General features: G+C 42.6%; 16 protein-coding genes. 6 read left to right on the top strand and 10 right to left on the bottom strand.

Annotated elements, in window-relative coordinates; genetic code table 11:
• Nucleotides 1-222: 222 nt before the first annotated feature.
• Nucleotides 223-1,173, bottom strand: coding sequence for a thioredoxin-disulfide reductase (gene trxB, locus ACVBIU_RS19100; RefSeq protein ID WP_447164539.1), 951 nt, complete (start codon nucleotides 1,171-1,173; stop codon nucleotides 223-225).
• 275 nt (nucleotides 1,174-1,448) lie between these two features.
• Between trxB and ACVBIU_RS19095 the strand changes: the two genes are divergently transcribed.
• From ACVBIU_RS19095 to ACVBIU_RS19085, 3 genes are read left to right on the top strand one after another with little or no spacing between them, the layout of a single operon-like run.
• Nucleotides 1,449-2,576, top strand: coding sequence for a M14 family metallopeptidase (locus tag ACVBIU_RS19095; RefSeq protein WP_447164538.1), 1,128 nt, complete (start codon nucleotides 1,449-1,451; stop codon nucleotides 2,574-2,576).
• Between the two features lie 29 nt (nucleotides 2,577-2,605).
• Nucleotides 2,606-2,923 carry a zinc ribbon domain-containing protein gene (locus ACVBIU_RS19090; protein ID WP_442529584.1) on the top strand — a complete coding sequence of 106 codons (318 nt, stop codon included), beginning with the start codon at nucleotides 2,606-2,608 and terminating at the stop codon, nucleotides 2,921-2,923.
• On the top strand, nucleotides 2,920-3,201 hold the full coding sequence (locus ACVBIU_RS19085; RefSeq protein ID WP_447159350.1) for a YeaC family protein: 282 nt from the start codon (nucleotides 2,920-2,922) through the stop codon (nucleotides 3,199-3,201). Before ACVBIU_RS19090 ends, ACVBIU_RS19085 begins: the two co-directional genes overlap by 4 nt.
• Before the next feature lie 83 nt (nucleotides 3,202-3,284).
• Here ACVBIU_RS19085 and ansA read toward each other — a convergent pair whose 3' ends face one another.
• Both ansA and sppA read right to left on the bottom strand, forming a co-directional pair.
• Complete coding sequence (gene ansA, locus ACVBIU_RS19080; RefSeq protein WP_447159349.1) at nucleotides 3,285-4,301, bottom strand: asparaginase; 1,017 nt, start codon at nucleotides 4,299-4,301, stop codon at nucleotides 3,285-3,287.
• A gap of 216 nt (nucleotides 4,302-4,517) precedes the next feature.
• The gene (gene sppA / locus ACVBIU_RS19075; protein ID WP_447164537.1) at nucleotides 4,518-6,359 is read right to left on the bottom strand and encodes a signal peptide peptidase SppA; all 1,842 of its coding nucleotides are present in this window, start codon (nucleotides 6,357-6,359) and stop codon (nucleotides 4,518-4,520) included.
• A gap of 155 nt (nucleotides 6,360-6,514) precedes the next feature.
• Between sppA and ACVBIU_RS19070 the strand changes: the two genes are divergently transcribed.
• Together ACVBIU_RS19070 and ACVBIU_RS19065 are read left to right on the top strand one after the other, a co-directional pair.
• Complete coding sequence (locus ACVBIU_RS19070; RefSeq protein ID WP_447159347.1) at nucleotides 6,515-8,530, top strand: oxidoreductase; 2,016 nt, start codon at nucleotides 6,515-6,517, stop codon at nucleotides 8,528-8,530.
• A gap of 599 nt (nucleotides 8,531-9,129) precedes the next feature.
• Nucleotides 9,130-9,492, top strand: a complete 363-nt coding sequence (locus tag ACVBIU_RS19065) for a NirD/YgiW/YdeI family stress tolerance protein (protein ID WP_447164536.1) — start codon at nucleotides 9,130-9,132, stop codon at nucleotides 9,490-9,492.
• 116 nt (nucleotides 9,493-9,608) lie between these two features.
• Here ACVBIU_RS19065 and ACVBIU_RS19060 read toward each other — a convergent pair whose 3' ends face one another.
• The 6 genes from ACVBIU_RS19060 to ubiG form a co-directional block, all read right to left on the bottom strand.
• Nucleotides 9,609-10,496 (bottom strand): hypothetical protein, encoded by an 888-nt coding sequence (locus ACVBIU_RS19060; RefSeq protein WP_447159345.1) that lies wholly within the window; start codon nucleotides 10,494-10,496, stop codon nucleotides 9,609-9,611.
• A gap of 243 nt (nucleotides 10,497-10,739) precedes the next feature.
• The gene (yfaE, locus tag ACVBIU_RS19055; RefSeq protein WP_447159344.1) at nucleotides 10,740-11,123 is read right to left on the bottom strand and encodes a class I ribonucleotide reductase maintenance protein YfaE; all 384 of its coding nucleotides are present in this window, start codon (nucleotides 11,121-11,123) and stop codon (nucleotides 10,740-10,742) included.
• Nucleotides 11,092-12,222, bottom strand: coding sequence for a class Ia ribonucleoside-diphosphate reductase subunit beta (nrdB, locus tag ACVBIU_RS19050; protein ID WP_447159343.1), 1,131 nt, complete (start codon nucleotides 12,220-12,222; stop codon nucleotides 11,092-11,094). Before nrdB ends, yfaE begins: the two co-directional genes overlap by 32 nt.
• Nucleotides 12,223-12,293: 71 nt before the next feature.
• On the bottom strand, nucleotides 12,294-14,582 hold the full coding sequence (gene nrdA, locus ACVBIU_RS19045; protein ID WP_447159342.1) for a class 1a ribonucleoside-diphosphate reductase subunit alpha: 2,289 nt from the start codon (nucleotides 14,580-14,582) through the stop codon (nucleotides 12,294-12,296).
• A gap of 458 nt (nucleotides 14,583-15,040) precedes the next feature.
• Complete coding sequence (locus tag ACVBIU_RS19040) at nucleotides 15,041-15,718, bottom strand: HAD family hydrolase (RefSeq protein ID WP_447159341.1); 678 nt, start codon at nucleotides 15,716-15,718, stop codon at nucleotides 15,041-15,043.
• On the bottom strand, nucleotides 15,711-16,421 hold the full coding sequence (ubiG, locus tag ACVBIU_RS19035) for a bifunctional 2-polyprenyl-6-hydroxyphenol methylase/3-demethylubiquinol 3-O-methyltransferase UbiG (protein WP_447159340.1): 711 nt from the start codon (nucleotides 16,419-16,421) through the stop codon (nucleotides 15,711-15,713). Before ubiG ends, ACVBIU_RS19040 begins: the two co-directional genes overlap by 8 nt.
• 291 nt (nucleotides 16,422-16,712) lie before the next feature.
• Between ubiG and gyrA the strand changes: the two genes are divergently transcribed.
• The gene (gyrA, locus tag ACVBIU_RS19030) at nucleotides 16,713-19,439 is read left to right on the top strand and encodes a DNA gyrase subunit A (RefSeq protein ID WP_447164535.1); all 2,727 of its coding nucleotides are present in this window, start codon (nucleotides 16,713-16,715) and stop codon (nucleotides 19,437-19,439) included.
• 165 nt (nucleotides 19,440-19,604) lie between these two features.
• Here the strand turns inward: gyrA and ACVBIU_RS19025 are convergent, their stop codons facing one another.
• Nucleotides 19,605-20,762, bottom strand: coding sequence for a serine hydrolase domain-containing protein (locus ACVBIU_RS19025; RefSeq protein WP_447164534.1), 1,158 nt, complete (start codon nucleotides 20,760-20,762; stop codon nucleotides 19,605-19,607).
• Between the last annotated feature and the right edge of the window lie 124 nt (nucleotides 20,763-20,886).

Here is a 20,886-nt window from a genome sequence, read left to right as displayed (position 1 = left end):
TGCCAATGCTACTGGCTGAAGTAGTTGCTTTAGCGCTAATAGCTCAATCACTAGTACATTGAATTGTTTTTAAAGATTAAAGCTTGTGAAAGTTTGTAGCCTGTCATTACGTATCTATAAGTAAAAAAAGATAGGCAGTCTATACGAATTAATCCAATAAAAAAGCCAACTGATGCAGTTGGCTTATATTTTCTGATAAAGCGCGGGCTTTTTATCAGGTTATTAAAGTGCGTCTAAGTAACGCTCTGCATCTAAGGCAGCCATACAACCGGTGCCTGCAGAGGTAATGGCTTGGCGGTAATGTTGATCCATTACATCTCCAGCCGCAAACACGCCTTTAATGCTCGTTTGAGTTGCATTGCCGTTTAAGCCGCTTTCTACTTTGATATAGCCGTTGTTCATCTCTAATTGGCCTTCAAACATAGAAGTATTTGGCTTATGACCAATGGCAACAAATACACCAGCAACGTCTAGAACTGTGATTGCTCCGTCTTTAGTGCTCTTCATTTTTAGGCCTGTAACGCCCATCTGATCGCCAACGACTTCTTCAAGCGTGTTGTCTAAGTGAAGTACGATATTACCGTTCTCAACTTTATCCATAAGGCGCTTAGTTAAGATTTTTTCACTGCGGAATGTATCACGGCGGTGAATAAGGTGAACTTCAGATGCAATGTTACTTAAGTAAAGTGCTTCTTCAACAGCGGTATTACCACCACCAATAACGGCTACTTTTTGGTTACGGTAGAAGAAACCGTCACAGGTCGCACAAGCTGACACACCGCGGCCTTTAAAGGCTTCTTCAGACTCTAGGCCTAAATACATGGCTGATGCGCCAGTAGAGATAATTAGCGAGTCACAAGTGAATTCGCCATTATCGCCTTTAAGCTGGAAAGGGCGCACGTTTAAATTAACTTCATTAATGTGATCAAAGATAATTTCGGTTTCAAACTTCTCAGCATGCTTTTGCATACGTTCCATAAGTGCTGGACCTGTAAGATCTTCAGCATCGCCTGGCCAGTTTTCAACTTCAGTCGTGGTAGTTAATTGGCCACCTTGTTGAATACCTGTGATCAATACTGGCTTTAAATTTGCGCGAGCGGCATAAACTGCAGCTGTGTAGCCTGCTGGGCCAGAACCCAGAATAAGTAGTTCACAATGTCTAGCTTGGGTCATTAGTTTCTCCGTTCTTTAACGAATGCGGGACGACAAAGGGGAGCTGTTCCCTATTGTTTCAAGAATTGCTGCGATTGTATGGAATTTCCGGGGGCTGGTAAAGCTCTGTATTTGGGTTTAAGTACGGCGTTAGTTCACCTAGGCCGTGATATTTGGCGGTTTTTATTGGGTTTAAGCTGTTCCTTATCACATTTTGGTTTATTCTATAGCGCAAAGATTGGCATCAGGCTAATAAGCCGAGTCATAACGTAAAGCTAAAAGAAAAAGGAAGTGTTATGCGCATTACAGCGAATTTTGATAGTGGCAATATTGAAGTTATCAATCTAGATAACAAAGATGATGTTCAATTAGCGATCCGCCCTGATGAAGGTGGTGAATTTTTTCAGTGGTTTAACTTTAAACTTGAAGGGGTCGTTGGTAATCAATACACCCTTAACATCGTTAATGCCGGCAAAGCTTCATATACAAAAGGCTGGGAAGATTACCAAGCTGTTGCGACCTATGACAGACAAACCTGGTTTAGACTGCCTACTCAATACCAAGACGGTCAATTGAGTATTCAAGTTGATCTTGATTGTGACGCAATTCAAATTGCGTACTTTGCCCCTTATAGTTATGAACGCCATCAAGATCTGCTCGCTGCTGTACAAGTTCATCCACAAGTCAGCCTTGAGCATTTGGGTTTAACTCTTGATGGTCGCGACATGACGCTCGTTAAGATCGGTGATGGAGATGAAGATAAAGCTAATATTTGGATCACTGCACGTCAACACCCTGGTGAGACCATGGCTGAATGGCTAGTCGAAGGCTTGATGAATAACTTGCTTGATAGCGACTGCCCTACTGCGAAAGCACTTTTAGATAAAGCCAACTTCTACATAGTACCCAACATGAACCCTGATGGAAGTGCACGTGGACATCTACGTACTAACGCTGTGGGTACCAACTTAAACCGAGAGTGGAAAACCCCTTCACTAGAGAAAAGCCCTGAAGTGTTATACGTGGTCAATAAGATGAAAGAGACTGGCGTTGACCTTTTCTATGATGTGCATGGCGATGAAGGACTGCCATATGTATTCTTAGCAGGTTGTGAAGGCGTACCAGCATTTACAAATCAAGATGCTGAACGTCAGCAAGCGTTCGTTGATGCTTTATTGATGGCAAGTCCTGATTTTCAAAATGAATTTGGCTATGACAAAGATGAGCCAGGTCAAGCAAACTTAACCGTTGCATCAAATTGGGTTGCGCATACCTTTGGTTGCCTTTCAAATACACTTGAAATGCCGTTTAAAGATAATGCCAACATGCCAGATCTGATGGCGGGTTGGTCACCAGAGCGTTGTATTTATCTTGGTGAAGCGTCTTTGATTGCCATGAACGCAGTTATTGATAAGCTTAAGTAATAGCAATAGCAATAACTAAGAGGTAGCCAATGGCATTAGTTAACTGTCCTAGCTGTAACAAACGTATTTCGAGTATGGCTAAAAAGTGTAATCATTGTCAGGCGGCGATTTCGGCTGACAATGAAAGTCTTAAAGTCATCAGTCATATTAAGCGTTCAAATCAGTTAATGAATCAAAGCTTTTTAGCGTTAACTTTATTTATCGGTGGCGTGGTAACTTGGTTTTGGGGCGGTGAGCCCGCGGAAGGACTTAGAGCAAATATTGCACTGGGTGCATTTGCGCTGGGCTTTGTGGGCTACTTGATCACTAGAGTGCAAATTGTACTGCATAAACGGAAGAAAGTATGACAGATATAAATAAAGTCATCGACGAGATGCCTGATGAGGTCTATCAACGCTTACTTAGCGGTGTTGAGCTAGGTAAATGGCAAGATGGTACCGTTTTGACGCCTGAGCAACGGGCATCGACACAACAAGTTGTTATGCTTTATCAAGCAAGAAGGCTACAGCAAACTGATCATTTCACGATTAACAGTGAAGGTCAGGTTAATGAGTTGTCTAAGTCTGAACTTAAAAAGCAGTTTAAAGGCGAGTCGATTGCCGAGTTTAAACAAGACGAGCTTTAATTAACCGAGCTTAATTAAACATTCATGCATAAAAGAGCCCCAAGCATCACTGCTATGGGGCTTTTTTATTAAATACATCGTTGCTAGTCTGAGGTTAACTCGCCAGCGATAGAAATCTTCATTGCGGTGCGAATCTCTTCTGGTGACAGCTCGGTCGATAGTAAATAGTGCAACTTAGTCAGCGCCGCCTCAGTCGTCATATCATAGCCACTAATGACACCTGCCTCAGCTAAAGCATTACCCGTAGCGTAGCCGTCCATATTCACACGACCCTGCATACATTGGGTTAAGTTAACTAATACTATGCCACGCTCATGTGCATCTTTTAGCGTTTTAAGCAATGCAGGAGTTTGAGGCGCATTACCAACACCAAAAGTAAGTAGAATAAGTGCCTTTACCGGTTGCTGTAAAATATTGGCAAAGATTTCAGTATTAATTCCTGGGTAGAGTGTCACAACGCCAATGGGCTGTGGACTTATATTCGCCACATGTAATGGTATAGTGCTATCGATTTGAGCGCGCTTACCTGCATGCCAGCGGATCTTAATGCCTGCTTCGAGTAGAAGTGGGAAGTTAGGCGATGCAAACGCATTAAAGCCATCGGCATGAGCTTTAGTCGTGCGATTACCTCTAAACAATTTGTTGTTAAAGAATAAACAGACTTCGGCTACTGGATAGTTGGCTGCAATATACAGTGCGTTAAGCAGGTTTGTTTGACCATCAGATCTAAGCTGCGCCAAGGGGATCTGCGAGCCCGTAACGATTACAGGCTTTTGTAGGCCTTGCAACATAAAGGATAGGGCTGAAGCGGTGAACGCCATGGTGTCGGTGCCATGGAGGATCACAAAGCCATCATATTTATCATAATTGGCTTTAATATCATCAGCGATCATCTGCCAATCGGTTGGCGCCATATTTGATGAATCAATTAATGGTGTGTATTCACTAATCACAAAATCTGGCATTTCATCATGGTAAAACTCGGGCATAGCTTTGACACAGCCTGTGAGAAAATCTGCAACAGGTGCAAAGCCTTGTTCGGTCTTTTGCATGCCAATGGTACCGCCTGTATAGGCGACATAGATAGATCGTTTAGTCATTTGATTTTGTTTTTTAGTTTTGGATTAAATCACGATGCAGGGATTATATACCCAAAGTGGTTACAGATGCAGGGGATAAGGGCAATTAGCTGAGGTAAGTGGGGGTTATATGTCAGTAATGAGAGCTGTTACAAAAGTTGGTGGTGATAAGCTTAAAATGAATAAGCCCTGAATCTACAGGGCTTATTTATGGTCTATACCCATGCTAAGCGGTATTTAGTTATTACAGGTATCGCAATACAGGTAAACACCGTTTGGATCATCAAATGATTTAAATTCGTCAATCACAGTTGACCACTGCTTTAAAACGGATTCAAGCAAACTTGATTGAGCAAAACTTTGTGGCATATAGCTCGAAGCTGAGGCAAGCATTTCTTGGATGAACAGCTCTTGAGGAGAAAGCTCCTTTTCAATGATTTCGGTGTCATACTGCTCAAGTTTGGCCATTTGCGCTGCCTTTGTTACTGCATCTTGAAGATCACCCAACCCATCTACAAGGCCTAGTTCTAATGCCTTTCGTCCGGTCCACACGCGGCCCTGAGCAATGCTGTCTACATAGTCTAGGCTCATATCACGCTCTGATGCCACGAGAGAGATAAAGTCTTGATAACCCCGTTCTATGTGGCGTTGAATAATGGCTTCAATTTGAGGAGAGAGACCTTTGGTTACTGAAAACCCTGCCCATTCGGACGTGCCCACACCATCGGTGTGAACGCCAATGCTTGCCAATGAGTCCTCGAATGTCGTGATCATACCAAAAATCCCGATAGATCCTGTTAACGTGGTTGGGGTTGCATAGATATAATCGGCGCTCGCAGAGATCCAATAACCACCTGATGCGGCATAACTGCCCATGCTGACAATAATTGGTTTGTTTGCAGCCTTTATCGCTAACACTTCTTGTCTAATTTCTTCAGAAGCGAAAGCGCTACCACCAGGACTATCAACACGCAGTACTACGGCTTTAACTGAATCATCAAAGCGGGCTTCTCTTAACAGCTCAGAGGTACTCTTGCCGCCAATTTGACCAGCAGGTTGCGAGCCATTAAGAATATTTCCTTTCGCGACAATAATACCCACTTTGTCGTTAAGTGATAGAGTTGGGTGAGTTTGCGTGACTGATAAATAATCATAGAAGTCGACATGTTTATAAGAGTCACCGTCTGCAGATTTACCAACGGCATCAACCATGGATAACCTAAACTCATCATAAGTTTTAAGCTCATCAACCCACTTCATGTTCAGCGCCATTTCGGCCGATTTACCGTTTGCCTTATCGAGCTGGGTAAGATAATCATCAGCACTGAGTGACAAGTCATGACTATCAATGCCTCGATTCGCCGCAACAGTATCAGAGTAGCTTTGCCACAAATCGTTTAAAAGTACCAAATTGGCTTCTTTAGCTGCATCTGACATATCGTCACGGATAAAAGGCTCAACCGCTGACTTGAAGGTGCCGACTCTAAAAACATGTGCGTTGATCTTGAGTTTTTCTAACGCCGATTTAAAGTACAGGCGATAACGGCCTAAGCCTTCAATTTCAACACTACCTTGCGGGTTGAGATAAACTTTATCGGCAAAGCTGGCAAGAAAATATTGATTTTGACCATACCAATTACCGTTAGCAACGACGGTTTTACCCTCAGCTTTGAAAGACTCTATGGCATTACCGATAGACTGAAGCTTACTGATCCCGGTGCCGTGTAACATGGCCAGATCTAATACCATCAGTTTTATTCGTGTATCCGTTGTTGCGTTTTCAATAACGGTCAGTACATCAGACAATAAAATCTCGCCGCTTCCGTCTGCCTCATTGCCACTTTTCATGGCAGCTTCTAACGGGTCAACTTGACGTTTTTGATCAACGATCACTCCAGATAGATTAAGTACCAGTGCAGTACCATCTTCAACTTTTACACCGTCATCGGCACTCAGGCTTACGATGATAATAGCAATCACGCCAAAGAATATAAGATTAAGAAAAAGCTTTCTTAATCCATTGACGGTATTCCATATAAGTAGGAATATCCTTTTAAATATTGAGGGTTTAGTGGACATTATCCACTCCTATATAGCTTAGTTAGCATAATGCTAACTGAAATCTCATCGGAAAGGAAAACTCAATTGTAAAGGAATCTGTTGTTTGGCTTATTGAGCTTATTGTTTACACAGGGTATGCTGGATTAAATCACTTGTTTAAAAAGGATGTTTGAATGTCGTTTCCGCATTTATTAGAACCCTTAGATCTGGGTTTTACCCAGTTAAAAAACCGTGTATTGATGGGCTCAATGCATACAGGTTTAGAAGAAGAAAAGGGCGGCTTTGAGAAACTGGCAGCGTTTTACAAAGAACGTGCACTAGGTGGTGTGGGCCTTATCGTTACCGGCGGTATTTCGCCTAACTTGCGTGGCCGCTTAGCGCCAAATGCCTGTCAGCTTAGTTTTCCGTGGCAAGTAAAGAAACACACTAAGGTCACTCAAGCTGTCCATGAGGCTGGCGGCAAAATTTGTATGCAGTTATTGCATGCTGGTCGTTATGGTTATCATCCTTTCTCTAGTGCGCCGAGTAAAATCAAATCACCTATCACCCCCTTCACTCCCTCAGCGATGTCGATAAGACAGGTTGCTGGCACTATCAAAGATTACGCAACCAGCGCAGCCTTAGCTAAAAAAGCAGGTTATGACGGCGTTGAAGTGATGGGAAGTGAAGGTTACTTGATAAATCAGTTTATTAGTTCTCGTACTAATAAACGTACTGATAAGTGGGGCGGGGCGTTTGAAAACCGTGCACAGTTTCCAATAGAAATTGTAAAACAAATTCGCGCCAAAGTTGGCGCTGACTTTATTATTATCTTTAGATTATCGATGTTGGACCTTGTCGATAATGGCTCAACTTGGGAAGAGGTGGTCAAGCTTGCTAAGTGGTTAGAGCAAGCTGGTGTTACCATTATTAATACTGGGATAGGTTGGCATGAAGCCAGAGTTCCAACAATTGCGACCAGTGTGCCTCGCGGCGCATTTGCTTGGGTAACCGAGCGATTAATGAAAGAGATGTCAATTCCACTGATTGCGACGAACCGTATTAACACACCAGAAATTGCAGAGCATATTATTTCATCCGGTCAGGCTGACATGGTATCAATGGCGCGCCCTTTCTTGGCCGATCCGGACTTTGTTAACAAAGCTGCGGCGAATACGCCTGAACTTATCAATACCTGTATTGGCTGTAATCAGGCTTGCCTTGATCATACCTTTGCGCTTAAGCGTGCAACGTGTTTAGTGAACCCTAGAGCCTGTTATGAAACTGAGCTTAATTTTACACCCGCTCAAAATAAGAAACGCATTGCAGTGATGGGCGCAGGACCTGCTGGAATGGCATTTTCTATCTACGCAGCAAGTCGTGGTCACGAGGTTGTTCTGTTTGAAGCTAAATCTGAAGTCGGTGGTCAATTCAACTTAGCACGTAAGATCCCTGGAAAAGAGGAGTTTAATGAAACCATTCGTTACTTCCTTAATCAGATTAAGCTGCATAAGGTTGAATTACGCTTAAACACTCGACTCGATGCCAGTGTGGTACGTGATGAGAAGTTTGATGAAATTGTTATTTCTTCAGGCGTGAAGCCAAGACCAATCGAGTTACCCGGTTTTGATAGCCCTAAAGTGGTTGATTATCAGAAAGTACTCAATGGTGAAGTGCAGATTGGCCAGAAAGTCGCACTTATCGGTGCGGGTGGAATTGGCTTTGATATGGCGCATTACTTGTGTGAGTCAGAATCTTCAACCCTCGATTTAAACCGTTGGTTAAAACAATGGGGCATAGATAAAGACTATAAAGAGCCCGGTGGTTTGACAGAGCCCGTTCCTGAAACTGAGCATAGAGAAGTGTATTTACTGCAGCGTAAAGCGACCAAGATGGGCAAGGGGCTAGGTAAAACGACTGGTTGGATCCATCGCTCTGTACTTAAACAGCACGAGGTGTCGATGAAAACCGGTGTCAGTTATGAGAAGTTTGACGACCAAGGTCTACATATCAAAATTGATGGGCAAGACGAGGTGCTTGATGTCGATAATGTCATCTTATGTGCAGGGCAAGTGTCAAACACTGAACTCGTCGATGAGATGAAGTCCACCGGTATTCCCGTACACCTTATTGGTGGTGTAGATGTTGCTGCAGAACTGGATGCCAAGCGAGCTATTCGTCAAGGCGCAGAGCTTGCTATTGCGCTGTAATACCTAAGTCAATGGCTAATCAAAAAACCTGCTTACGCTTAATGCGTTAGCAGGTTTTTTATTACAGTTTCAACCACATGTCTTGGGGCGCCTTATCTTTGGTTATTAACTGATTGATATGTTGTTTAAAAATCCAGAACTCGCCGTTTACAGCCATAAATGTTTTTCTGCTGTATTTTGCTATAAATGAAATAAAAACAGTGAATTAGTCCTATTTTAAAGTCAGAATTCACACTTACTTCACGACCTCCAAGCTATGCTATTGAATAAAAGTCAGCAGTAGAAGTTACATGTACTATAGTATTGATTACTAATGATAACGATAGATATAGGCTAATGTTGCCAAATGAAAAGTGACCTTGTTTGTTTAAAAATCGTTTTGGCTATAAATCGCAGATCTTGAGTCTAGTTGAGTCTAGTTGAGTCGAGTTTTGAGACTAGCGTGCGCGATTTCGTCATTTTGAAGCACAACTAAGTAGACCTAATCAACTTACTTGCAAAAGGTTGAGTGCAAGGTAGTTCATCATGGACTTCGTTTGCGTGACTTAAAGCAATTCAATATAAAAGTGTTAATTACCGAACCATAGGGGAATTCTTTCATGAAAAAAGTACTACTAATGAGCGCACTGATATTTGCATCATCAAGTGTTTTCGCAGCCCAAACAAGTGATCCAAAGGGCGGATTTATTGGCCCGAGTAATGTCAGCGTGAAGACAGTCGCTGTTGCTTTAGGCGCCAAGGATGACACTCCAGTAATATTAACGGGTTATATCGTGGCAAGTTTGGGAGATGAAGCTTACAAATTTAAGGATGATACAGGGGAAGTCATCGTTGAGATTGACGATCGTGACTGGAATGGCGTTGAAGCGACGCCTGAAACTAAGGTTGTCCTTGAAGGTGAGGTTGACAGCAGTTGGTCTTACACACAAATTGATGTGGACTCGGTTAAATTAGCAAAATAGAGTTGAGTACAACGCTAACACCCAATTAGACCAGTAGTACTTACTACTGGTCTTTTTATTTTAAAGCTTGATGTGATCTAGTGAAGCTCATGTTCAATACTAGGTTTTTAGAAGTACTAGAGCAGCTGTTGCTCCGTAAAGAGCACTTGCTGACAGTATGCTAGTCGGTGCCTTATGGCATCTAAGTACTGAGATGCTTGATTATCAACTAAATACCAAAAAGAGTTTGCTTGCTCTGGGGTTTGGTTGAAGAACATGAGCTCACAATCGAGTAGTTTTTCTTGGCTTGAATGGTGTAACCAGGTTTCGATGGGGCTTGTTGCTAAGTAGTTCAGTAAACAGAGGTTATCTGGCGTCGAGTTTTCATCTGCCACACTTGATTTAGACTGTGCCTGGTTATGTATTTTTTTGAGCAATAGAAAAGGGCAGTGAGCTATGTGGCGCTCCTTATGCTGCTCGTCGTTAAGGACCTGAACGGGCAATAGCTCCGGCTTGGGCAACATCAATTCAGGCCAGTCAAAACTTGCAAGTAAACCTAATGCAATACGACGTTCCCCTAACCAGTTGTGGACCATACAAGCTAAGTGTTCTTCACTTTGCATGGTCAATTGACGTTTAAGACTTGGCAGTAACGACATACGTTTAACTGTTAATTGGCAAGAGAGCTTTGTCATTAGTACCGCGGTCACCAATCCTGTTGATGGCCAGCAGTGAAGCTCTTTTTCTAATGACTCTGCTGTTTCAATAAGCTGCTGTGTTAATAATGCCAGCTCAGTATCAGTAAAATGGCCTGAAACAACAAAGGGGCTCTTTGAGCCAACAAATGGACCGTTAGAGATATTGATCAGCGTACTGGTTATTGGATCTTGTTTGTCTTGAGGTGTTGTACCGTTAAAAATGAAGGTCGCTCCACTCGATGGGATCTCCCACTTTCCGTTTGCATTACCGATAATGGTGACTTTACTTAGTATGCTTAATAGCTTAGTAGGACTAACTGTCTGCATTCTCGCCTTCAGATTAAAATTTATTTGCGCCTATAATACCAGTCAATTTAACAAAATAACCCAGCTGACCTTGATTGTTTAGCATTTGTATCGCCGCTAGCATGTGGTTATATAGCATTTATGTTGAAAGTAGAATGCACTATAAGCTGACATTTACAAACAACCAGTGTTGGTAGCGCTGTTAAGGCAGATATTAAAAGCCAAAAGGTATGAAGGAAGCTGTGACGAAGTGAAAAAGTGTAATTAAATTGCTTTTGTTGTCGGGGATTGTTGAGCTGGTGCACGTACAACGACTTCAGCCCCTTCGGCAGAGAGTACTAAATCGATATCTTCCTCAGGGATGCAGCAGCAAGGAAGACACTCATCTTGTTCCAGTGTAACAAGTGGTTCACGAAAGTAGCTAACCTTACCGCTTTTTACTTTAGTTTTACACTGTCCACAAAAGCCACTGCGACATTCAGAGAAGATTTTGACTTTCTTTAGCTCTAATGCTTCAAGCAAGCTGATGTGTTGCTCAGTAAACAGCAACACAGGCATGCCTTGAAGGCTCACAATCGGAGCCTTCTTAAAGCGAGCTTGACTAAAGTTTTGTGACTTAAAGGTCAAAGTCAGAGAACTCATCATCATCGATAGAAGAATCGATTTGGCCAACAAGATAAGAAGAGACTTCTACTTCTTGTGGGGCTACTTGTACTGAATCACTTTCTAACCAGTTCTTCATCCATGGAAGAGGGTTGGTTTGCTCTGGATATGGCGATGCAAAATTAACGGCTTTCATGCGCTCGTTGGTGATGTATTCAACATACTGGCACAGAATATGTTCGTTTAGCCCAATCATTGAACCATCTTTGAATAGGTATTTAGCCCACTCTTTTTCTTGCTCAGCGGCTTTGATAAAGATATCGATAGCCGTCTGCTCGCACTCTTTAGCGATTTCAGCCATTTCAGGGTCGTCTTTACCAGCGTGCATGATCTTCAAGATATGCTGAGTGCTGTTTAGATGCAGGGCTTCATCACGAGCGATAAGACGAATGATTTTCGCATTACCTTCCATGACCTTACGCTCTGCAAATGCGAACGAGCAAGCAAAGCTGACATAAAAACGGATAGCTTCAAGTACGTTGACCGATACCATACATAGGTAAAGGGCTTTTTTGATTTCACGTTTAGTGACTTCAATGATCTCACCATCAATTTCGTGACTACCTTCGCCCAACAAATGATAAGCCTGGCTCAGCTTGATCAAGTGATCGTAGTAGTTAGCGATATCACTTGCGCGCTTTAAAATCTCATCATTTTCAACGATGTCATCAAACACAACTGAAGGATCGTTAACGATATTACGAATAATATGAGTGTAAGAGCGCGAGTGAATAGTCTCAGAAAATGACCAGGTTTCAATCCAAGTCTCTAGCTCAGGTAGTGATACCAATGGCAAGAAGGCAACGTTTGGCGAACGACCTTGGATTGAATCAAGTAGTGTTTGATACTTAAGGTTCGAGATGAAGATATGCTTTTCATGCTCTGGTAGTGCCGCGTAGTCGATTTTGTCACGGCTGACATCGACTTCTTCTGGACGCCAGAAGAACGAAAGCTGCTTTTCGATCAGCTTTTCAAAAACTTCATATTTCTGTTGATCATAACGCGCTACGTTAACTGACTGCCCAAGAAACATAGGCTCTAGCATTGCGTTGTTAGGAGTTTGACAAAATGTTGAATAGGCCATTTTTCTATCTTCCGATAATGGGGGCTAAGCCCCCTTAAATTAACGTTTAATACTAATGATTAACTCTTGGGTTAAATCTTACATGCGCCGCCAGCGCAACTGTCATCTTCTTTCTCAATGGCAGTGATATCGTCATGACTATCTGAAGCCCCATCACGAGTATTGTGATAGTAAAGTGTCTTCACACCATATTTGTAAGCGGTTAATAAGTCTTTCAATAGTACCTTCATGGGTACTCTGCCACCCTCAAATCGAGTCGGGTCGTAGTTAGTGTTAGCTGAAATAGACTGATCGACAAATTTCTGCATCAATCCTACCAACTGCAAATAACCATCGTTATTAGGCATTTGCCATAATAACTCGTAGCTATACTGATATTTTTCAAAGTCAGGTACAACTTGCTTTAGCTGGCCATCTTTACTCGCTTTAACACTAATTAAACCGCGTGGTGGCTCAATACCGTTAGTAGCGTTAGAGATCTGTGAAGAGGTCTCTGATGGCATTAGCGCTGACAGGGTAGAGTTACGTAGACCGTGTGTCTTGATCTCTTCACGTAATGTTTCCCAGTCTAGATGTAATGGCTCATCGCAGATCTTATCTAGATCACGCTTGTAGGTATCAATCGGTAAAATACCCTTAGCATAAGTTGTTTCATGGAACGAGGGACAAGCACCTTGTTCTTGAGCAAGCTTCATAGAGGCTTTCAATAAATAGAATTGAATCGCTTCAAAAGTCTTGTGGGTAATGCCGTTAGCAGAACCGTCTGAGTAACGTACGCCTTCTTTTGCTAGGTAATTAGCGAAGTTAATTACGCCAATACCCAGTGTGCGGCGGTTCATCGATGCTTTTTCAGCAGAGATGATTGGGTAGTCTTGATAATCAAGTAAGTTATCGAGTGCACGCACGGCAAGATCAGCTAGTGGCTCAAGCTCTTCTAACTTCTTAATAGCACCTAAGTTCAATGCTGATAGTGTACAAAGTGCAATCTCACCGTCTGGATCGTTAATGTTATTTAACGGTTTAGTTGGCAAGGCAATTTCAAGACACAAGTTAGACTGACGTACAGGCGCAACCTTAGAGTCAAATGGACTATGAGTATTGCAGTGGTCAACGTTTTGAATGTAGATCCGGCCAGTCGAAGCGCGCTCTTGCATCATTAATGAGAACAGCTCTACAGCTTTTATCTGTTTTTTACGAATGCTGCTATCAGCTTCATATTTAAGGTACAGACGTTCGAACTCTTCTTGATCTTCAAAGAATGCATCGTACATTCCAGGCACATCTGATGGGCTAAATAAGCTGATCATGCCGCCCTGAATTAGGCGCTGATACATCACCTTGTTGATTTGAACGCCGTAGTCTAAGTGACGAATACGGTTATCATCAACACCACGGTTATTCTTTAATACCAATAGTGATTCAACTTCAAGATGCCACATTGGATAGAATAGGGTCGCTGCACCACCACGTACGCCGCCTTGAGAACAAGACTTAACCGCTGTTTGGAAGTACTTATAAAATGGTAAGCAACCTGTGTGGAAAGCTTCACCACCGCGAATAGGGCTACCTAGTGCGCGAATACGGCCTGCATTGACACCAATACCAGCACGTTGAGATACATACTTAACAATTGACGATGAGGTCGCGTTAATTGAATCTAGGCTATCGCCACATTCAATTAGAACGCATGAACTGAACTGACGAGTTGGCGTACGTACACCTGCCATGATAGGTGTAGGTAGCGAAATTTTAAATAATGAAGTTGCATCATAAAAGTCTTTAACGTACTTAAGGCGCGTCTCTTTGGGATACTTTGCGAATAGGCAAGCTGCAACCAAGATATACAGGAACTGAGCACTTTCATAAATTTCGTGGCTAACACGGTTTTGTACAAGATACTTACCCTCAAGCTGCTTTACAGCGGCATAAGAGAAGTTCATGTCTCGCCAGTGATCGATATAGGTATCAAGAATTTCAATCTCTTCTTGAGAGTAATCTTCAAGAATGTGAGCATCGTACTTACCGAGCTCAACTAAATTGACCACGTGGTCATAAAGCTTAGGAGGTTCAAACTGGCCAAAGGCTTTCTTACGTAAATGGAACACAGCAAGACGTGCAGAAAGGAACTGATAATCAGGTGCTTCTGGTGAAATTAAGTCAGCTGCTGCTTTAATGATAGTCTCATGGATGGCTTCAGTTGCAATGCCGTCGAAAAATTGCAGGTGAGAACGGAGTTCTACTTCTGATACAGAGACATTATTAAGTCCCTTTGCCGCCCATTCAATAACGCGATGGATTTTGTCGAGATCGATAGTCTCACGTTCGCCACTACGCTTTGTGACTGTCATATTGCTATTCATTAAAGATAGACCTTGATTTTTATATTTATGAAAGTGACCAGTTCAGGTTCACCCTACGTTTCCCTGTAAACAAACAGTTTTTAACCGTAAAAACGGAGAGTTCCTTTTTGTTGACACAAACGACTAAATAGTGCCTGTTATTGTCACTCACACACAATATATGGTGTTTTGAGATTCAATAGCTACAAGATAGTGAGGTTATGGTATTTTTGCAAGTGGGAATTTATTGGACAAGTTGTGGATATCTTGGGGGTAATTGAACCTGTTAGTAATGGCTAACCCTTAAAGCTTGTTTTGATTTGATTTCCTCGGTGAAGAGTAATATTTGAGCAAATAAAAATGATCGATAAGATCGCTGCTAACTTGTGCGATCCTAACCGATCATTTGAGTACTTTTTTATGACGCTTAATAACTTAATTAACAAAGATTTTAAAGCAGCATATAAAGGGTGAATACGCTAGCGCTTATAGCAAAAAAAATCGGCTAAGCTGTCACCGTTTTCAAAACTTAAGTCAGCAGGCCAAAGACTCGGTTCGTCATCTGGTCCGATATACCCCCAGGCCGCTAAACCTGAGATCATATTCGCCGCCTTAGCAGCGATAAGATCACGTTCAGCATCGCCTAAATAAAGAATATGCTCAGGTAAAACCCTAAGCTGCTGTGCTGCTAACAGCATAGGAGCTGTATGGGGCTTTGAATGTTGAGTGGTATCGCCGCTGACCACAGCAGGCATTTTTGCTGTTAAACCGAGTTTATCTAGTAGAGGCCTTGCAAAGCGCGCTGGCTTGTTGGTGACGACCCCAAAGGGGATTGAAAGCTGGCTAAGCGTGTCCAGTAACCTATCTAACCCCTTAAATAAATCGCAATTATCTCCGTTGATCAGCTCATAATTGTCGAAAAGAGATTGCTGTAATGAAGGAATGCTAGCGTCATCAATGGCGGGGATGGCAGCTTTAATCATTGCGATACTGCCATGTGAGGCGCTCGCTCTAATGGCTTCAAATGGCACACGACTGTGACCATTCGCGGCTAAAGCCATATTAAGTGCCTCAATCATTTCTGGTGCCGTATCAGCGAGTGTGCCATCTAAATCAAATAGCACACCTTTAATAGTAAGTGCCTGTGCTTTAGTCATTTTTAACCGTAGCTATCATGTAGTTAACTTCAAGGCTCTTGGTGTATCTGAAGATGTCAGTAATAGGGTTATAGGTAATACCCACAGCATCTGTACAAAATAGCTCGGCGTTATCAGCCAAACCAATTAACTCTGATGGTTTGATAAATTTATTATGATCATGTGTGCCAACAGGCAACATCTTTAATAGGTATTCAGCACCTAGAATGGTTTCAACATAGGCACGGATGTTGCGGTTAATGGTTGAGAAAAACACAAAACCACCTGGTTTAACCATATCGGCGCAAGCTTGAATAACAGAGCTAGGGTCAGGAACATGCTCAAGCATTTCCATGCAAGTGACGACATCATAATGACCACGGTGTTGGTCTCTGTGTGCTTCAGCGGTATTTTTTACATAGTTAATCTCGACGCCTGTTTCTAGTGCGTGAAGTCTGGCGACATCAAGTGGTTCATCACCCATGTCTAGGCCAGTTACGTTAGCGCCAATTTTTGCCATGCTTTCAGACAAAATTCCGCCGCCACAGCCGACATCGAGAATTTGTTTACCAAAAATACCGCCTGCTGTTTGGTCAATATAGTTAAGGCGAAGTGGATTTAAGTTATGCAGTGGCTTAAATTCGCCGTTAGGGTCCCACCAAGTGGCGGCCATTTTCTCAAACTTCGCGATCTCTTGTGGATCAACATTATTATGTGTTTGCACTTAAATTACCTCAGAGCGAAAAATCTGTCTTTGGGCCACATTATAATGAATAGCACCAAGAAACAAAGCAGTTATGGAGCTGTTTGTTACTTATTGAACAAACTGAACAATTAATGCGCCTATGTCTTGATTTTAATCAAGTGAATTAGCTTTTTTGGCTTATTTAAAATGAATCGATATTTGGGTCTAGCGCCATAAAATAACTGTGTTAGAATGCCAAATCACGTTTTCAAGCATAGCTATTCTAGGAAATAGGAATAGCACGCTAAATTTCAGGGGATCGAGCAGTTTATGACTGATCTGGCTTCATCTATAACACCAATTAATATTGAAGACGAATTAAAAAATTCATACTTAGATTACGCTATGAGCGTAATTGTTGGCCGTGCACTGCCTGACGTTCGTGACGGTTTAAAACCGGTACATCGCCGCGTATTATTCGCCATGAGCGAATTGAAAAACGACTGGAATAAGCCTTATAAAAAGTCTGCCCGTGTCGTAGGTGATGTAATCGGTAAATATCACCCACATGGTGATACAGCGGTATATGACACAATCGTTCGTTTGGCCCAGCCTTTCTCTATGCGCTATCCACTTATTGACGGTCAAGGTAACTTCGGTTCAGTTGACGGCGATGCGGCGGCAGCAATGCGTTATACCGAAATCCGTATGGACAAGGTGGCACATCAGCTTTTAGCCGATCTAGAGAAAGAGACCGTTGACTTTGTGCCAAACTACGATGGCACCGAGTTTATTCCTGCTGTTTTACCTACACGGATCCCAACACTGCTGGTGAACGGTTCGTCAGGTATTGCTGTTGGTATGGCAACGAACATTCCTCCGCATAACATAAGCGAAGTGATTGCTGGTTGCTTAGCGCTAATCGAAGATCCTGCCTTATCTATTGAACAGCTGATGGACTACATTCCGGGTCCTGACTTCCCAACGGCTGCAATCATTAATGGCCGCAAGGGCATTATCGATGCATATAAGACAGGCCGTGGCCGCGCAGTGATGCGTGCACGTGCAGATATTGAAGAAGAGAATAGTCGTGAGCGTATTATTGTTCACGAAATTCCTTATCAAGTTAACAAAGCGCGTTTAATTGAAAAAATTGCCGAGCTTGTTAAAGATAAGAAAATTGAAGGTATCAGTGGCTTACGCGACGAGTCTGATAAAGACGGTATGCGTATTGTTATCGAAATCAAGCGTGGCGAAGTGGGTGAGGTTGTACTAAATAACCTTTATGCACAGACCCAAATGCAGTGCTCTTTTGGTATTAACATGGTTGCACTGACCAATGGTCAGCCTAAACTATTTAACCTTAAAGAGATGCTAGAGTGCTTTATTCTTCACCGTCGTGAAGTGGTAACGCGTCGTACGGTATTTGAACTGCGTAAAGCACGCGAACGCGCTCACATCCTTGAAGCGTTAGCAGTTGCATTAGCTAACATCGATCCAATTATTGCGTTGATTAAAGCCTCTCCAACGCCTGCTGAAGCAAAAGTTAAACTTGTTGCACAAGGCTGGGAGCTTGGACATGTTAAAGGCATGCTTGAAAAAGCAGGCGATGACGCAGCTCGTCCAGAATGGCTTGAACCTGAGTTCGGGATCCGTGACGACCAGTACTACCTGACTGAGCAGCAAGCTCAAGCGATCCTTGAACTACGTTTACACCGTTTAACCGGTCTAGAACATGACAAGATCATTGCTGAATATGAAGAGCTTCTAGAAATTATTGCTGCACTACTATTTATTCTTGGTAGTCCACAACGTTTGATGGAAGTGATTAAAGAAGAGCTTGAAGAAGTATTAACAAACTTTGGTGATGAGCGACGTACTGTTATTAACGCTAACGAAGTTGATATGAGTCTTGAAGATCTAATCAATGAAGAAGACGTTGTTGTGACGCTTTCTCACTTAGGTTATGCCAAATATCAAGTACTGTCTGATTACCAAGCCCAGCGTCGTGGTGGTAAAGGTAAAGCTGCAACTAAAGTGAAAGACGAAGATTTCGTTGAGAAACTATTGGTTGCTAACACCCATGATACCATCTTGTGCTTCTCTGATTTTGGTAAGATGTACTGGCTTAAAGTCTATCAATTACCATTGGCAAGCCGTACAGCTCGTGGTCGCCCAATCGTTAACCTATTGCCATTGGCTGAAGGTGAGCGTATTACTGCAATTCTACCTGTACGTGAATATGCTGAAGATAAGTACATTATCATGGCAACATCACACGGTACGGTTAAGAAAACTGCACTAACGGCTTACAGCAATCCTCGTGCAAACGGTATTATTGCGGTTAACCTAAAAGATGGCGATCAGCTGATTGGTGTTGATATTACCGATGGTAATGACGATATCATGCTGTTCTCTAACGAAGGTAAAGTTGTCCGTTTTAACGAGAAGGCTCGTAGCTCTGAAACTGGTGAAGTTAAGATTGATCCAGAAACAGGCGAAGAGGTTGTTGCGCTACGTGCTATGGGACGTACTGCAACGGGTGTGCGTGGTATTAAGCTGGAAGATGGCCAAACGGTTGTATCGCTAATCGTACCTAAAGGCGATGGCGCAATCTTAACGGTAACTGAAAACGGTTACGGTAAGCGTACTGATCTATCTGAGTACCCAGCGAAGAGCCGCGGTACTAAAGGTGTGGTTTCAATTAAAGTTAGCGAACGTAACGGCGCCGTAGTGGGTGCAGTACAAGTTGGCGGCAATGATGAAATCATGTTGATCAGTAACAAAGGTACCTTGGTAAGAACACCTGCTGAAGGTGTATCGACCATTGGCCGTAACACCCAGGGCGTTACTATCATCCGTACAGCGGAAGATGAAAAAGTCGTGGGCCTACAGCGTATCGATGAAATTCAAGTTCCTGAAGTTGAGCTAGATGAAGAGGGAAACCCAATCATCACTGAAGCGACTGCAGAAACTGAAGGTCAAGCTGATGTAAGCACTACTGATGTATCAGATGCAGCAGCGCAGAGCGATGAAACGCCAACAACTGAAGACTAATATCAATCAATTTGATTATTAATCTCAATAAAAAAGGATGCCATTGGCATCCTTTTTTGTTTTCGGCATCAACATAAATACAGGGGGACTTTTTAGAATCAAAGCTCTGCAATATACATCCCTTGAGTATTCTATATTGCTCTATTTATAGTATTAAATGAGGCGTCAATTACCTGCTTTATCGGCTTGCTTAAAAGCATCACGCCAAAACTCAGAGCTTAATTTCGCAATAACTCGTGACTCGCCATTTAATAACATAGCCATACCGATATTTAACTCTGGAGAGTAGGAAACTTCAGCGACATAACCAGCAACCCAGCCCGCATGATAAATAAGTGGTCGACCGTCAAACTCATATACGCGCCAGCCTTTGCCGTAATGGGCGCTATTAAGATACGCTCGCCAATCACGACGATGCAACTCTTTGGTGGTCTTGACCCCTGGGGTGGTTACATCTAGCAATACCGTTTCACTGAGCACCTCAGGATTTTGGCCTAAATTTGCTATAAGCCATTTTGATAGATCAGTAATACTGGCATTAACACCTGCGGCGGGAGCCAGTTGATAATAATTTGATTTTACCTTTACTTGTTTAAAGCCATATTTTGTTTTGATATGAGGCTCTGCGCGATTGCTGGTTTGTTGAAAAGCGTTAAAGCCAACCGATGCGGTGTCCATCGCTAACGGCGAGAAAATGCGTTGTTGCAGTAAGTCTGGGTAACTGGATGCAGATTGCTGCTCAATTGCGGTTTGGATAAAGGAGAACGCGACATTTTGGTAGCCATAACATACGCCGGGTTTACAGATAGGGGTTAGCTCATCAAACTTGCTGATGATTTTAGTCACCTTGACGTTACTATCGACTAGGTTGTCATAACTATTGGGCATTAAGCCTGTGCTGTGGCCGATCACGTGGCCGAGATTAATTTGCTTAGCCATCTGCTGTTTAGCTAAAGTGAATTCGGGTAAATAGTTCACTATAGGTTGTTGCCAGTCTAACTTATTTTCTTCAACCAATATGCTCGCTAACGTGCCTGCAAAGGTTTTAGAAACAGAAGCGAGTCTAAACACGGTATTAGCATTAACATTTTTGTTGCTGCCTTTGCTGCGCTTGCCATAACTGCTTAATTTGATCACTTTGTCAGCATCAACGATGACAAAAGCGCCGCCGGGCACTTTATTGACTTTTAACTCTCGATGGAAACGTTGTTTGAAGCTATCAGCAAGCGTCGTATATTGAGAGGGGGCGGCATAGGCATGCTGCAGAGTAAAAGTCGCACCGATTGATAATGTGCCGATAACCAACATCGATTTAAAAAACATGGACAGATCCAATATGCCGTTAAAACGGTCTGTTTAGTATATTCGTTGCAACTTAACCAACTAACAATGCATGTTTATGCTGATTGCTATCTGTTATTGTTAAGTACAAAATATTAGGCTACTC

This window comes from Shewanella sp. 30m-14 (genome assembly GCF_052977125.1).
Note: the sequence above shows the minus strand (reverse complement) of the source record. Positions and strands in the feature narration are given on the sequence as shown.

Bases quoted from the DNA above. Each gene is read 5' to 3' on its own strand.
- trxB (WP_447164539.1), bottom strand. From the start codon at position 1,173: ATGACCCAAGCTAGACATTGTGAACTACTTATTCTGGGTTCTGGCCCA.
- ACVBIU_RS19095 (WP_447164538.1), top strand. From the start codon at position 1,449: ATGCGCATTACAGCGAATTTTGATAGTGGCAATATTGAAGTTATCAAT.
- ACVBIU_RS19090 (WP_442529584.1), top strand. From the start codon at position 2,606: ATGGCATTAGTTAACTGTCCTAGCTGTAACAAACGTATTTCGAGTATG.
- ACVBIU_RS19085 (WP_447159350.1), top strand. From the start codon at position 2,920: ATGACAGATATAAATAAAGTCATCGACGAGATGCCTGATGAGGTCTAT.
- ansA (WP_447159349.1), bottom strand. From the start codon at position 4,301: ATGACTAAACGATCTATCTATGTCGCCTATACAGGCGGTACCATTGGC.
- sppA (WP_447164537.1), bottom strand. From the start codon at position 6,359: ATGTCCACTAAACCCTCAATATTTAAAAGGATATTCCTACTTATATGG.
- ACVBIU_RS19070 (WP_447159347.1), top strand. From the start codon at position 6,515: ATGTCGTTTCCGCATTTATTAGAACCCTTAGATCTGGGTTTTACCCAG.
- ACVBIU_RS19065 (WP_447164536.1), top strand. From the start codon at position 9,130: ATGAAAAAAGTACTACTAATGAGCGCACTGATATTTGCATCATCAAGT.
- ACVBIU_RS19060 (WP_447159345.1), bottom strand. From the start codon at position 10,496: ATGCAGACAGTTAGTCCTACTAAGCTATTAAGCATACTAAGTAAAGTC.
- yfaE (WP_447159344.1), bottom strand. From the start codon at position 11,123: ATGATGATGAGTTCTCTGACTTTGACCTTTAAGTCACAAAACTTTAGT.
- nrdB (WP_447159343.1), bottom strand. From the start codon at position 12,222: ATGGCCTATTCAACATTTTGTCAAACTCCTAACAACGCAATGCTAGAG.
- nrdA (WP_447159342.1), bottom strand. From the start codon at position 14,582: ATGAATAGCAATATGACAGTCACAAAGCGTAGTGGCGAACGTGAGACT.
- ACVBIU_RS19040 (WP_447159341.1), bottom strand. From the start codon at position 15,718: ATGACTAAAGCACAGGCACTTACTATTAAAGGTGTGCTATTTGATTTA.
- gyrA (WP_447164535.1), top strand. From the start codon at position 16,713: ATGACTGATCTGGCTTCATCTATAACACCAATTAATATTGAAGACGAA.
- ACVBIU_RS19025 (WP_447164534.1), bottom strand. From the start codon at position 20,762: ATGTTTTTTAAATCGATGTTGGTTATCGGCACATTATCAATCGGTGCG.